12 protein-coding genes are annotated in these 14,030 nt (G+C 52.9%); all 12 read right to left on the bottom strand.

Annotated features, from left to right (window positions below; translation table 11 throughout):
- Positions 1–8 precede the first annotated feature (8 nt).
- The gene (gene wzyE, locus ACSBQN_RS11720; protein WP_004234414.1) at positions 9–1,364 is read right to left on the bottom strand and encodes an ECA oligosaccharide polymerase; all 1,356 of its coding nucleotides are present in this window, start codon (positions 1,362–1,364) and stop codon (positions 9–11) included.
- Positions 1,361–2,449 carry a TDP-N-acetylfucosamine:lipid II N-acetylfucosaminyltransferase gene (locus ACSBQN_RS11715; RefSeq protein ID WP_024474226.1) on the bottom strand — a complete coding sequence of 363 codons (1,089 nt, stop codon included), beginning with the start codon at positions 2,447–2,449 and terminating at the stop codon, positions 1,361–1,363. Before ACSBQN_RS11715 ends, wzyE begins: the two co-directional genes overlap by 4 nt.
- A complete protein-coding gene (gene wzxE / locus ACSBQN_RS11710; RefSeq protein ID WP_024474225.1) occupies positions 2,446–3,699 on the bottom strand; it encodes a lipid III flippase WzxE in 1,254 nt (417 codons plus the stop codon). Before wzxE ends, ACSBQN_RS11715 begins: the two co-directional genes overlap by 4 nt.
- 1 nt (position 3,700) lies before the next feature.
- Positions 3,701–4,831: a dTDP-4-amino-4,6-dideoxygalactose transaminase gene (rffA, locus tag ACSBQN_RS11705; RefSeq protein ID WP_024474224.1), complete on the bottom strand. Its 1,131-nt coding sequence runs from the start codon at positions 4,829–4,831 to the stop codon at positions 3,701–3,703.
- Entirely contained in the window at positions 4,818–5,543 is a 726-nt protein-coding gene (rffC, locus tag ACSBQN_RS11700) for a dTDP-4-amino-4,6-dideoxy-D-galactose acyltransferase (protein ID WP_024474223.1), read from the bottom strand. The genes rffA and rffC overlap by 14 nt, the downstream gene beginning before the upstream one ends.
- Positions 5,521–6,402 (bottom strand): glucose-1-phosphate thymidylyltransferase RfbA, encoded by an 882-nt coding sequence (gene rfbA / locus ACSBQN_RS11695; RefSeq protein WP_024474222.1) that lies wholly within the window; start codon positions 6,400–6,402, stop codon positions 5,521–5,523. Before rfbA ends, rffC begins: the two co-directional genes overlap by 23 nt.
- A 9-nt stretch (positions 6,403–6,411) precedes the next feature.
- Complete coding sequence (gene rffG / locus ACSBQN_RS11690) at positions 6,412–7,491, bottom strand: dTDP-glucose 4,6-dehydratase (RefSeq protein WP_024474221.1); 1,080 nt, start codon at positions 7,489–7,491, stop codon at positions 6,412–6,414.
- Positions 7,482–8,744 carry a UDP-N-acetyl-D-mannosamine dehydrogenase gene (gene wecC, locus ACSBQN_RS11685; RefSeq protein ID WP_434991678.1) on the bottom strand — a complete coding sequence of 421 codons (1,263 nt, stop codon included), beginning with the start codon at positions 8,742–8,744 and terminating at the stop codon, positions 7,482–7,484. The genes rffG and wecC overlap by 10 nt, the downstream gene beginning before the upstream one ends.
- Positions 8,741–9,871, bottom strand: a complete 1,131-nt coding sequence (gene wecB / locus ACSBQN_RS11680) for a non-hydrolyzing UDP-N-acetylglucosamine 2-epimerase (protein WP_024474220.1) — start codon at positions 9,869–9,871, stop codon at positions 8,741–8,743. The genes wecC and wecB overlap by 4 nt, the downstream gene beginning before the upstream one ends.
- Positions 9,872–9,979: 108 nt before the next feature.
- Positions 9,980–11,035, bottom strand: coding sequence for an ECA polysaccharide chain length modulation protein (gene wzzE / locus ACSBQN_RS11675; protein WP_032099213.1), 1,056 nt, complete (start codon positions 11,033–11,035; stop codon positions 9,980–9,982).
- A gap of 28 nt (positions 11,036–11,063) precedes the next feature.
- Positions 11,064–12,140 carry a UDP-N-acetylglucosamine--undecaprenyl-phosphate N-acetylglucosaminephosphotransferase gene (wecA, locus tag ACSBQN_RS11670; protein WP_004234399.1) on the bottom strand — a complete coding sequence of 359 codons (1,077 nt, stop codon included), beginning with the start codon at positions 12,138–12,140 and terminating at the stop codon, positions 11,064–11,066.
- Positions 12,141–12,338: 198 nt separating this feature from the next.
- Positions 12,339–13,598, bottom strand: coding sequence for a transcription termination factor Rho (gene rho / locus ACSBQN_RS11665; protein ID WP_024474217.1), 1,260 nt, complete (start codon positions 13,596–13,598; stop codon positions 12,339–12,341).
- Positions 13,599–14,030: the final 432 nt, after the last annotated feature.

Here is a 14,030-nt window from a genome sequence, read left to right as displayed (position 1 = left end):
CTAATTCCTTACGATGAAAGACGGGTGCGTTTGCCCTTTGAAATCACATAATGGCGGATAAGCCCGGCCGTTTCGAACAGCCAGTACAGTAATTTCGCCACCACCAGACAAAAGCCGAAAATAAGACAGAAAAACACCACGCGGGAAACGAATGAGTCCATTCCTTCGCGGGCCAGCACAATCATGTTAAATATCGCGCCGAAACAAAATGCATGCAGAATGGCCGCTTTGTAACGGTTTGTCTCCCGTTTGCCCAGCTCATACAGCCAGTCGAACCATTTGATTATCAGCCCGACCACCACTGCACCGAGCGGAATAAACCAGAAGCCGCCCATCACCACCAGCGAGCCGATCAGGGTCGGTGAAATCGCCAGCCCGGAATGGTTGTTCAGCACTTCCCAGGTAAAATAGTTTGCCGCATTCAGTACGGTATCCGGCCGGTCCGGCCACAGCCAGGACGGGATAAAGACATAGAAGTCACGGATAATCGGCGCCAGCCCCTGGAACTCAATTTTGTCGTAGTTATTCAGCAGCAGGCCGAGGTTTTCCCACGGTGAGAAGGTATCGCGGGTCAGATAGAGGAACGTGTAAAACGCTTCCGCCCCGCTGACATCCAGACTGTAGCGTTTGAGTGCCAGCCAGAACATCCCCACCACGCCGAAGACCCCGGCGCTGACCAGCATCCACAGCGAAATCCAGCCGCGCACAATGCCGATAAACAGGAACAGCGCAAACGCGATAATGATGTTGGCGCGGGTACCGCCGACAATCACATAAGTCATAATCCCGAACGCCACCGTGGTGATCAGGAAGAAAATCCAGCGCTGAAATGTGGGTTTCAGGAAGAACACCACCAGCATCGCCGGGATAAAGAAGTAGAAAAAGCGCTTTAAGGCCACGCCGGTGACCTGGCTCGAGAAAATCTGACTGTAGGTTTTCAGCTTAAACAGCAGCAGTCCGTTTTCCATAAAGAAAATACCGGCGGTCGCGACGGCAATCGCCGCCAGCAGCAGCCAGGTGAGCCGGGTTTCTGTTTTGTTCATGGAAAACAGCGGCGTACCGCTGTAAACCGCGTCAGGTCTGCGCAGCCGGGTTTTATACGCCACATAATAAATGGCATAGAAACTGACTGACGCCAGCAGCGCCTGTAACAGCGCGGACGGCGGCACCACCTGTACATCAAACTGGAACACCAGTGCAAAGGTAAACGGGAAGCCGAAAAAGAACGTCAGCAGATAGAGCATGGAGAAAAAGATATTAAAACTGAAGCGGACCCGGCGGAATTCGCGGTAGGTCAGCAGCAGAATAAAGGCCAGCGAGATAAACCAGACGGCAAACAGCCCGATGAAATCAAACTGACTCATGCCTGTTTCTCCTGCGCGGCGGCCAGTGCCAGCTCCCAGCCCTGCACAAAGTTCGGGCTGAAGAAGGCAATTTTTTCACGGTCGAGAGCAAACAGCTGTTCCCGCGCCTGCGCCACCACATCCGGTGTCACATCATCACCGTAAAACAGCACCGGCACCTGCTGCTCGGTCATATCCTGCCAGAACGGGTTCTGACGGCTTATCACAAACGGAATACCGAACTGGATCAGCAGACACAGTGTGCCGATCCCCTGCTGGCGGTTAAAGATAAAGTAGCCGAGGTCGCATTGTTTCAGCAGATTCAGATAGATATCAAAATCCATTTTGTCTTTCAGGATCTCTGTCTGCTGCTGAGGGAACAGTTGCTGCGCGAAAGCATCCACTTCCGCAATATAGTCCCCGTTGTTTTCCGGATAGCCCATCGGGATAATGATTTTCACCTTCTCCCCGAATTGCTCATGAATACGCGTCAGTGCCTCTTTATGGCGGTTTGAACGGTCACCCGAGTTACCCAGCAGGATCATCATATTATCGTCACCACGCGGCTCAGGCGGCGTTAAAACCGTCAGAGAGGGATCCATCCGCGTCGGGAAATAGAGCAGGTCAGCCGGGATCTTCGGGCAGAACTGGGCAAAATAGTTTAAATCGCCGCGCGTGCCGAACACATGACCGACCCGTTTCTGTGCCAGGCGGCGCAGATGATAAAACAGTCTGAATTTCAGCTGACGGGAATCCTCATACAAATCCGCGCCCCAGATATGCCAGTAAAACTGATGACGTTTAATTTTTCCTGATAATAATGCCAGCCAGATCAGGGCATTAAACTGACCATGGAAGAAAAAGCGGCACTGCCGGTCACGTTTTGCTTTCGCTGTGACGGCATTCGCCAGGCTTTTTTTATCCGGCCAGACATCCAGTTCCAGGTTGGGATATTGCGCCAGAAGCTGCCCGGCAGTGGAAACAACCATAAATTCAGGCATTTCCTCACGCGGCAGCTGCGGTGCCAGCACATCATTGAAGAAGCGCAGCACGGTCTGGTTATGATGCGGGATATCAGATCCTAAAACGTGAATTAAAGTTGTCATGCTCGCCTGCAATAGATCAGAAATACGCTACAACACAAAAGGAAGTAGATAATATATGTCAGCATATAGGCCTGTGCCGCGCCGACGGCACCGTGTGCCGGAATCAGCCAGTACGCGGACAGCGTCAGTAAAGCAAACTGGGTCACTTCCGTGAGGATATAAAACCGCAGTGCGGCCTTGGCAATCACCAGATAACCGAAAACGTAAGCACCCACTTTCAGGACATCACCGACCAGTTGCCAGGCAAACAGGTCACGCATGCCGGTAAATTTATCCGTGAACAGCAACCAGATAGCAAAATCACGCAGCAGCCAGACCATAAAACTGGCTGCAGCCACTGCCGGTAACACAAATTTCAGTGATTTGATGATCTCACGGCGGATATCACTTTTTGCCTGTAACCGCGATAATGTCGGCAGCAGATAGACAGAAAACGACGCGGTAATAAACTGGAGATAAGCATCCGAAATACTGGTCACGCCACCCCATATCCCCACCTCATCCCAGCTGTAGCGGGAGGCCAGCAGGTTCCGCATCATGATATACGCCACCGGCAGTGTGACCGCCGTCATCAGCGCCATCAGGGTGAATTTCCCCAGATGGGATGCAATCGCCCGATCCCAGGCCGGTTTCAGCTCGGAAAGCGGGAAATGGCGGCGGCGCAGCAACATGGCAAAAGCCGGAATAATAATCAGCGCCGGCACCAGTGCCAGCCCGGCCAGTGCGCCGTCATAGCCCCACCAGCGCTGGCAGAGATAATACGCAGTGACACCGATCAGACTGCCCGCGATCAGCGCCAGCGCATTGCCGGACGCATCCCGGTATCCTTTGATAATCGCGAGAAAATAGTTGGCGTAAGCAATACCCATCTGGATAAAGGCCACCGCCGCAACAACATCCTGGTAAGCGTCATTACCGTCAAACAGCGCCATGCTGATCGGTCTGCTGAACAGCAGAAACACAATCGCCAGCAGTGTCGAAAACACCAGAATCAGGGTTGAGGACGTGCCTAACACCGCCCGGCGTTTTTCCGCATCATCACGGTGCTCGGCGATATATTTGGTCACGCCGTTAAAAATACCGGCACCTGACAATACCCCCAGCACCGTAATCAGCTGGCGGAAGTTCAGAGCCTGACCGATACCGGCCGGGCCGAATGTCAGTGCCATTAATTTAATGACCAGCAGCCCCGCCCCGATTTTGATCAGGGTGGAGCCGGCGGTCCAGACAGAGGCTTTGGCTAAGGACATACTACGCGAAGAAGCCCTTAATCAGGTGGATCACACGCTGCTGCTCTTCTTCTGTCATGTTGTAGAACATCGGCAGACGCACCAGGCGCTCACTTTCACGGGTGGTAAAGATATCCTCACCGTGGAAACGGCCGAACTCCATACCCGCCGGGCAACTGTGCAGCGGCACATAGTGGAACACGGTCAGCACGTCATTGGCTTTCATGTATTCGCTGAATGCGGTGCGCTCTGCCACATCTTTCAGTTTGATGTAGAACATGTGCGCGTTCTGCTCCAGATTTTCCGGAACAACCGGCAGTGTCAGCAGACCATCCTGCGCCAGCGGAGTCAGGGCATCATAGTAAATCTGCCAGAATGCCAGACGGCGCTCGTTGATTTTTTCCGCTTCTTCCAGCTGTGCCCACAGGTATGCGGCCTGTAAGTCGGACATCAGGTAGCTGGAGCCGATATCACGCCAGGTGTATTTATCCACCTGGCCGCGGAAGAATTCGCTGCGGTTGGTCCCTTTCTCACGGATGATTTCCGCACGGCCAATCATTGCCGGATCGTTAATCAGGGTGGCACCGCCCTCTCCGCCGGAGGAGTAGTTTTTGGTTTCATGGAAGCTGTAGCAGCCGATATGGCCGATAGAGCCCAGCGCGCGGCCTTTATAAGTTGACATCACGCCCTGCGCGGCATCTTCCACCACAAAGAGGTTATATTTTTTCGCCAGCGCCATGATGACGTCCATTTCACAGGCCACGCCTGCATAATGCACCGGTACAATCGCTTTGGTTTTATCAGTGATAGCCGCTTCGATCTTGGTTTCATCGATATTCATGGTGTCCGGACGGATATCAACAAACACCACTTTCGCACCGCGCAGCACAAAGGCGTTGGAGGTGGAGACGAAGGTATAGCTCGGCATGATGACTTCATCACCCGGCTGAATATCCAGCAGGATTGCCGCCATTTCCAGTGAGGCGGTACAGGACGGGGTCAGCAGAACTTTGGCGCTGCCGAACCGTTTTTCCATCCACTCTTCGCATTTTTTGGTGAACGAACCGTCACCGCACAGCTTGCCGCTTTTCATGGCCTGCTGCATATATTCAACTTCAGTGCCGACTACAGGTGGTTTATTAAATGGAATCATTGCATCCTCGGTATAACCAGTAGGCAGTGCTGTCAACCGCACCACCGCTTTTTGTATAAAGGCGCATTGCCGCAATATTACTGAGCTGTGTCGCCACCCGTAATACCCGGCAGTGATGTACTGCACACCACTGTTGCGCCGCCGACATTAATTTCAGGCCGATACCCTGGCCCTGATTGCCCGGCAGTACCGCCAGCAGCCCGATGCGGGCGCTGTGTTCATCTGTCTGGCGGAGAGTAACAAACCCGGCAATCTCATTGTTTTTATTGCGGATAAGCAGACAGTCTTTATCGAATGTCCCGTGTACCGCTTTTTCCGCCCACACCGCATAAAAGCGGGCGCTGTCATCCGGCTGGTACCACGGGGCACGGAAACGGCTCTGACTGAAAACCTGTGCCGCCGCCTGTTTTATCACCGGGATATCCGTTTCATCCGCATAACAGAGTGTACTGTCAGACATTGCATTTTCTGTGCCACTCCTGAGTGACAATGCAAAATCCACCTCACTTTCCGCGAGGGAAAAGCCGAGAGCTGATAAACCGTCCAGTGCCGCGTTATCCCCGGCACTGATTTTGGCCTGCACCAGCTCATACGGCGCGAAATCTGCCGCAGACAGTGGTGCTGCGTCCGGGGAAAATGCCAGTTTTGCCGTTTTCAGGGCAAAAAAGTCACTTTCCCAGGCGAGATGCTCAATACTGGCGCGGACGGACATGGAGTAAATTCTTCAGATACTGACCATAACCGGTCTTCGCCAGCTGACGGGCGGATTCCGCCACCTGTTCGTCATTCAGCCAGCCGTTGCGCCAGGCAATCTCTTCCAGACAGGCAATTTTAAAGCCCTGACGTTTTTCAACCGTCTGCACAAAAGTGCTGGCTTCAATCAGGCTGTCGTGAGTGCCGGTGTCCAGCCAGGCAAAACCACGGCCGAGCAGCTCAACATTCAGTTCACCGCGCTCCAGATACATCTGGTTGATACTGGTGATTTCCAGTTCGCCGCGCTCAGACGGTTTCACCTGTCTGGCGATATCAACCACCTGATTATCATAGAAATACAACCCGGTAACCGCCCAGTTGGATTTCGGATGCGCCGGTTTTTCTTCTATCGACAGGGCACGGAATTCATCATCAAACTCCACCACACCGAAACGTTCCGGATCCATCACCTGATAGCCGAAAACAGTCGCGCCCTGCGTCCGGGCCGCGACACTTTTCAGTTTCGGGCTGAATGCATGGCCGAAGAAAATATTATCCCCCAGCACCAGGCTGCAGCTGTCATCACCGATAAATTCCTCACCGATGATAAAGGCCTGTGCCAGGCCGTCCGGTGACGGCTGTTCCGCATAGCTCAGAGAGATGCCGAACTGATCACCGTTGCCCAGCAGACGGCGGAATGACGGCAGATCTTCCGGTGTTGAGATGATCAGGACTTCGCGGATCCCGGCCAGCATCAGCACGGACAGCGGATAGTAGATCATCGGCTTGTCGTAAATCGGCAGCAGCTGTTTTGACACCCCTCGGGTGATCGGGTGCAACCGGGTTCCGGAGCCGCCCGCCAGAATAATTCCTTTCATACCAGCCTCTTACTTATCCTGACCCAGTCCCAGACGCTGTCCGGCATACGAGCCGTCCTGCACCCGGCGCCACCAGGTTTCATTATTCAGATACCATTCCACGGTTTTGCGGATACCGGACTCAAACGTTTCCTGCGGGCGCCAGCCCAGGTCGCGCTCAATTTTGTCCGCATCAATCGCATAGCGCAGATCATGGCCCGGACGGTCTGTCACATAGGTGATAAGGTCGCGGTATTTCGCGACACCGGCCGGTTTCTGCGGATGCAGCTCTTCGAGCAGCTCACAGATAGTTTCCACCACCTGAATATTTTTGCGCTCGTTATGGCCGCCGATATTGTAGGTTTCACCGATGTTTGCCTGTGTCACCACGGTATACAGGGCGCGGGCATGGTCATCGACAAACAGCCAGTCGCGGATCTGTTCACCTTTACCGTAAACCGGCAGCGGTTTGCCGGAAATCGCATTGAGAATCACCAGCGGGATCAGTTTTTCCGGGAAGTGATACGGCCCGTAGTTATTTGAGCAGTTGGTGATCACGGACGGGAAGCCGTAAGTCCGCTGCCAGGCGCGTACCAGATGGTCACTGGAGGCTTTGGAGGCAGAGTACGGGCTGCTCGGTGCATACGGTGTGGTTTCCGTGAAAAAGCCGTCAGGCCCTTCGAGGTCACCGTAAACTTCATCAGTGGAAATATGGTGGAAACGGAATGCGGATTTTTTCTCCGCATCCAGTGCCGTCCAGTAATGGCGCGCAGCTTCCAGCAGTGTGTAAGTGCCCACAATGTTGGTTTCGATAAACGCCGCCGGGCCGTCGATGGAGCGATCCACATGACTTTCCGCCGCCAGATGCATCACCGCATCCGGCTGATACTGTGCGAACACGCGGTCAAGCGCCGCGCGGTCACAGATATCCACCTGTTCAAAGGCATAGCGCGGGTCAGCCGCCACCGGTGCCAGTGATTCGAGGTTACCGGCGTAAGTCAGTTTATCCACCACCACCACGCTGTCAGCAGTATCACGGATAATATGACGAACAACCGCAGAGCCGATAAAACCGGCTCCGCCTGTCACTAAAATACGTTTCAACGCCATACTCCTTTGGTATCGATGATCCATTTCTGCGGGATCTGGCTGCCCGGAATGCCTCTGAACGGCGTGTGATCGACCAGCAGCAGAATAATATCCGCGTCAGTAATCGCTTTTTCGATGGAAACCAGCTCTGTCAGACCTTTCAGTTTGCCCGGCAGTTCATGAACGTTCGGCTCAACCGCCAGAGTTTTCCCTGCATGCCACTCTGCCACCATTTTGGTGACCTGAACCGCAGGGCTTTCACGCAGATCGTCGATATTTGGTTTGAATGCCAGGCCAAAGCAGGCAATCGTCACTTCATTGGCTCGTTTGCCGGTTTCAGTCAGGCAATCAGCAACCGCTTGTTTTACCTGATCGATAACCCACAGTGGTTTGCCGTCGTTAACCAGACGCGCGGTGTGGATCAGACGGGCCTGTTTCGGGTTCTGCGCCACGATAAACCACGGGTCAACCGCGATACAGTGGCCGCCGACACCCGGACCCGGCTGCAGGATATTCACACGCGGATGGCGGTTTGCCAGACTGATCAGCTCCCAGACATTGATGCCCTGGTCAGCACAAATCAGTGATAATTCATTCGCGAACGCAATGTTCACATCGCGGAAGCTGTTTTCGGTCAGTTTGCACATCTCAGCCGTGCGCGCGTTAGTAATGACACACTCACCTTCCAGGAAGATGTAATAGAGTTCACTGGCGCGTTTTGAGGATTTTGGTGTCATCCCGCCGACCACACGGTCGTTTTTAATCAGTTCGACCATCACCTGGCCCGGTAATACACGCTCAGGGCAATAGGCGATATCGATATCAGATTCTTCACCCGCCTGCTGCGGAAAAGTCAGGTCAGGACGTGCCGCTGCCAGCCACTCTGCCATCTGCTCAGTCGCACCGACCGGCGAGGTGGATTCGAGAATAATCAGGTCACCTTTTTTCAGTACCGAGGCAATAGATTCCGCCGCAGACTGCACAAAAGCCAGATCCGGCTCGTGATCACCTTTAAACGGTGTCGGTACGGCAATCAGGAATGCATCAGCAGGCTGAGGTTTGGTGAAGGCTTTCAGGAAACCGCCTTCCACAGCTGTTTTTACAACCGCGCCCAGGTCCGGCTCCACAATATGAATTTCACCACGGTTAATGGTATCAACCGCATGCTGGTTCACATCCACACCAACCACTTTCTTCTGACGGGAGGCAAAAGCTGCCGCTGTTGGTAAACCGATATAACCCAGACCGACAACAGAAATAGTTTCAAAACTCATAATGTCACCTGATTGTTTTTCAATGCTTCAAGAATACGCTGGCACGCTTTTCCGTCCCCGTAAGGGTTATGTGAACGGCTCATCTCATGATAAGCCGCCGGATCGGTCAGCAATCGCGTTACTTCACGAACGATAGTGCCGGTTTCAGTGCCGACCAGACGAACAGTCCCGGCGTCAATCGCCTCCGGACGTTCGGTGGTATCACGCATCACCAGAACCGGTTTACCTAATGACGGTGCTTCTTCCTGAATACCGCCTGAGTCGGTCAGGATCATATAAGCATGGTTCATAAGGTAGACAAAAGGAAGGTAATCCTGCGGACTGATCAGCACAATATTGCTGATATCATGCAGGATCCGTTTTACCGGCTCACTGACATTCGGATTGAGGTGAACCGGGTAGACAATCTGAACTTCCGGATGGGTCGTGGCAATTTCCGCCAGCGCGTGGCAAATCCGCTCAAACCCGCCGCCGAAACTCTCACGGCGGTGCCCGGTGACCAGAATCATTTTTTTGCTGCTGTCGATAAACGGATACTGTGCATCCAACTGCGCCAGCAGGGCTTTGTCCTGCATGATGCGATCACGGACCGCGAGCAGCGCATCAATCACCGTGTTGCCGGTGACGAAAATATGATTATCACGGATACCTTCGCGCAGCAGGTTTTCGCGCGAATTTTGTGTCGGCGCGAAATGGTACATCGCCAGATGTCCGGCAATTTTGCGGTTGGCTTCTTCCGGCCATGGTGAGTACAGGTTTCCGGTGCGCAGACCAGCTTCCACATGACCCACAGGGATCCGCTGGTAGAACGCCGCCAGGCTCGTTGCCATGGTGGTTGCGGTATCGCCGTGAACCAGAACGACATCCGGTTTAAAGTCGGCCAGTACCGGCTTCAAACCCTCAAGAATACGACAGGTAATATCAGTTAAATCCTGTCCCGGGCGCATAATATTGAGATCATAATCCGGTGTGATCTCAAAAAGGTGTAATACCTGATCCAGCATTTCACGATGCTGCGCGGTCACACAGACTTTTGCCTCAAAAGCCTGATCCGCTGCCAGCGCATGTACCAGCGGAGCCATTTTGATAGCTTCCGGGCGGGTACCAAATACAGTCAATACTTTCACTGAGAGTCTCTTTTATTTTATATGATATCCGGCTTTCCGGCCGGTGGCGGTTACCCGCCTTAAAACAGGCCGGGAACAGTGCCCCGGCCGGTTATTCTGCCGTTGCCGTTACGGACGGCGGCGGACCAGCGCCACACCGGCACCGGTCAGAGCACCGATAAAGCCCCACATAATCATCATGAAGGCACGGCGCGGGCTGTCACGTTTTACCGGCTCATCCGGTGTCCGCAGATAGCGGTAGGCGCGGAAGTTATCTTCCAGCGCAGGACCCACATTCAGCGTCGACAGCATAGCAATGTTCTGCTCGTAATCTTTATCAAACTCCGGTCCGGCGGCTTCCAGTGTCTCCAGACGTGCCTGTAACATCGGCGTACCTAACAGGAACAGCTGGGAGGACGGCAGTTCGTCGGCAGGCACATCTGTCCGGCTGCGGCTGATACCCTGTTTCTGTGCGGCCGCGATAGCATTTTTCAGCTGTCCGGTTTCACGCTGATACAGCGATTCCGCCACCATCTTCTGGCGTTTGACCAGTGCTTTCAGTGACTGTGACCGGGTCGCCCACGCCCCTTTCAGCTCATCGTTAAGATTCTGAGCCGCACGCGCGTTGGCAAAATCCACATACTGACTCAGCAGTTTCGCGGAGTCCGCCGCAGATTCCGCAGTCAGCGTCAGCGTATCATTCACCAGTTTCTTCGTATCATCACGCGGGGTCAGCGTGATGTTATTGATCATTTCGTCCAGCAGCGCCGCATCTGCTTTGGCATCATTTTCCATGCGGGACTTGTAGTAATCCGTCTGTAACCAGAAATCACGGCGGGTATCATAAGATGCCGCCTGGGTAATAAATTCCTGGTAGGCCTCATTCGGGATCGGCAGCAGTGCTGAAGATTCCTGAGCGGCATTCAGATGCGTGTCCAGATTACGCATAAATTGCTGCTGGGAATAATATCCGCCTAAATTATTAACGGTCGGATAATCCGTGATCGCCGTGGAATTCCACTTCTGCTGCATAAAATAACTGGCACCCAATGCAACCAGCGCAAACACAACCGCCATCCCGGCTATCCATAATTTTCCGCGCCATAACGACATAAATAACGCGCGGATATCTAATTCCTGGTCATACTGCGTTTGTTGCGGGTCCGGAGTATTTTCTGAACGCATATCAACATGTGCCTCTGTGGTTAAAAATTTAGTGTGTGACCGATTTACGACGCACGCGGCGTCTGTGGCGTTTGATAAAACGGGCAACTTTCCAGGCGCGTTTTATGCAGTAGCCGTACATAATAAAAGCAAGCAAGAACAGTGCCAGCATCACCCACTCAGGGACAAAGCTGAGTACCTGTCCGGCAATACCGATAGCCGCTAATACTGCCGCAGCAAGGGTTATCACCACAAAGGATTCGCGGGACGTAAATCCGGAACGCATAATCAGATGATGAATATGCTGGCGATCCGGTGAAAACGGGCTCATCCCTTTGCGCAGACGGCGGTACATAATGGCCACCATATCCATCAGCGGAATGGCGATAATCCACAGTGCGGTCACTGCATTAATCGCATGCGGCTCCCCGCCCTGTGAGGCCGATGTCAGCAGCCAGATAATGGTGAACCCGATCAGCGTACTGCCCGCATCCCCCATAAACACTTTAAAACGGCGGCCGAACAACCCGAGGTTAAAGCAGATATACGGCAGAATGGCGGCGATAAAGGTAAAGCACCAGAATGCCAGACCGCTGTTACCGCTCAGGGCAAACAGGATCCCCAGCGCGCCGAAAGAGACACAGGAAAGCCCGCCGAGCAGCCCGTCGATACCATCCACCATATTGAACGCATTCACCGCGCCCCATACCGCAAACAGTGTCAGCACATAGCTGAACGGCCCGAGTGTCAGTTCCCACGGCCCGAATGCATGCCCCAGGCTGTCGATTTTCAGGTTGGCAAACACCATCATAATGATAGCAACCACTGCCTGAACACCGGCCCGCAGTTTCACACTGAGGTCAAACCGGTCATCGAGCGCCCCGACCAGCACCAGTGCACCGGCGCACCCGAGATAAATAAATTTATGCGCAATAAACTCATCACTGATGAGGAAAGCGAAGCAGACACTGATAAAAATAGATATTCCGCCGACCAGCGGGACCAGTCCCTGATGCTTTTTGCGGTAATTGGGTTTATCCACCAAACCGACAGCGACGCCAGCCTTACGGGCAACAAAGACCGTCGCTGTGGCGAACACAAATATGATTAGGAGTTCAGTTAACATAGTGAGATTCACAACAACCCTTTCTGATATTTTTATTATCCCTGCCGGCCGACATCACCGTGCAGAACCTGCCATTACCAGGCAAAATAATATATGCAAGAAACATACCATGCCCTGCCGCACAGGGGTTCCTGACATAACCGGTAAAAAAAAACGCCACAATGCATGCGGCGTTAGTTATAAAGTGTCGTCGAAAAGCTACGAGCGTTTCATGAAGTCGAAGAACTCTTCGTTGGTCTTCGTCATCGCGAGTTTGTTAATCAGGAACTCCATTGCATCAATCTCACCCATCGGATGGATAATTTTGCGCAGGATCCACATTTTCTGCAGTTCGTCCTGAGTGGTCAGCAGCTCTTCTTTACGTGTACCGGAACGGTTGTAATCAATCGCCGGGAAGACACGTTTTTCTGCAATCTTACGGGACAGGTGTAATTCCATGTTACCTGTACCTTTAAACTCTTCGTAGATAACTTCATCCATCTTCGACCCGGTATCAACCAGCGCCGTTGCGATGATAGTCAGGCTTCCGCCCTCTTCCACGTTACGCGCAGCACCGAAGAAACGCTTAGGACGATGCAGGGCGTTGGCGTCCACACCACCGGTCAGTACTTTACCGGAGGAAGGAACCACGGTGTTGTAGGCACGGGCCAGACGGGTAATAGAGTCGAGCAGGATGATGACATCTTTTTTATGCTCAACCAGGCGTTTGGCTTTCTCGATAACCATTTCCGCGACCTGAACGTGACGCGCTGCCGGTTCATCAAAGGTGGACGCGATAACTTCACCTTTAACCAGACGCTGCATCTCGGTCACTTCTTCCGGACGTTCGTCGATCAGCAGAACCATCAGCACACAGTCAGGGTAGTTATGTGCGATATTGGCTGCGATATTCTGCAGCAGCATGGTTTTACCGGCTTTCGGCGGTGCCACAATCAGACCACGCTGACCACGGCCGATAGGGGCGGCCAGATCAAGAACACGGGCGGTTAAATCCTCTGTTGAACCATTACCGCGCTCCATACGCAGACGACGGTTTGCGTGCAGCGGCGTTAAGTTTTCAAACAGGATTTTACTGCGGGCGTTTTCTGGTTTGTCATAGTTAACTTCGTTAACTTTCAGCAGGGCAAAATAGCGCTCGCCTTCCTTCGGCGGACGGATTTTACCTGAAATGGTGTCACCGGTACGGAGGTTAAAACGGCGGATTTGGCTGGGAGAAACGTAGATATCATCAGGACCTGCGAGGTATGAACTGTCACCGGAGCGGAGGAAACCAAAGCCGTCCTGCAATATTTCCAGCACACCGTCACCGAAAATATCCTCGCCGCTCTTCGCGTGCTGCTTGAGGATAGAGAAGATGATGTCCTGTTTTCTCATGCGGGCCAGGTTTTCCAGCCCCATATTTTCGCCAAGAGTAATCAGCTCTGATACCGGCGTATTCTTTAATTCGGTAAGATTCATAATGGTGGGTTCTTTGACTCGGGGTGTATCTCGAATTATGAACGTGAATAATACGGTAACGTTATCGTTACCAGGTTAATTTTTTACAAAACCGATTTTCACTGTTAATACGAATATTTTTGCATTTCCAGGTAATCGTCTGCAAGGCTGACTGTGAACACCCGGCACAGGGCAAGATGTGATGCACATCCTATTTGGGAGAACAAATTGGGTGACATTCCCGCAAATTAGATTTATCTCCGAGGGATAACCGGACACCGGGACCGGAATATCGGATACCTTGATGTATCCGGAGATAACAGACTTTCAGACACTACAGAGTTGTCAGTATGCTATGCTGTCTGAGGAGCTTCAGCGATATCTGATCAGCTGGCGCTAACTTATCATGCTTCAGAGAAGACGTCCAGCGGGTGAACAAGGATTAATTCACGT

It is taken from the genome of Morganella sp. B601 (assembly GCF_051172335.1).
GTDB classification, from domain to species: domain Bacteria; phylum Pseudomonadota; class Gammaproteobacteria; order Enterobacterales; family Enterobacteriaceae; genus Morganella; species Morganella morganii.
The sequence above is the reverse complement of the archived record's forward strand: the minus strand, read 5'-3'. Positions and strand labels throughout refer to the sequence as shown.